1 pseudogene is annotated in these 283 nt (G+C 58.7%); it reads right to left on the reverse strand.

The features are described from left to right. Positions 1 to 267: pseudogene (locus EN851_RS35865) on the reverse strand (hypothetical protein); the annotation flags it as partial. Positions 268 to 283 lie beyond the last annotated feature (16 nt).

Below are 283 nucleotides of genomic sequence, written 5' to 3' on the forward strand. Positions count from 1 at the left end.
CATCTTGACGGTGATCCCTTCAGGCTGGATCGCAGTGAACTGTGACGCGAGACCGTATTTCTCCCATTCGGGCCCGAAGCCCGCCATCACCGGACCGAGACAAAAGCCAAACCGTTTCGGATTCTTGGCGACATCGGGCTCGCACTGGTTGGTGATGTAGCAATGCGGCGCCTGATTGGTCGGGACGTTGTCGGCCGAATAGATCATCTTGTCGTCGCAGGTGACCCGTATCCAGCCCGTCCTATCGGCCGCCCATCGGATCTTCATGGAAAAGGCCACCCAC

This window comes from Mesorhizobium sp. M8A.F.Ca.ET.208.01.1.1 (assembly GCF_004791315.1).
Classification (GTDB): Bacteria; Pseudomonadota; Alphaproteobacteria; order Rhizobiales; family Rhizobiaceae; genus Mesorhizobium.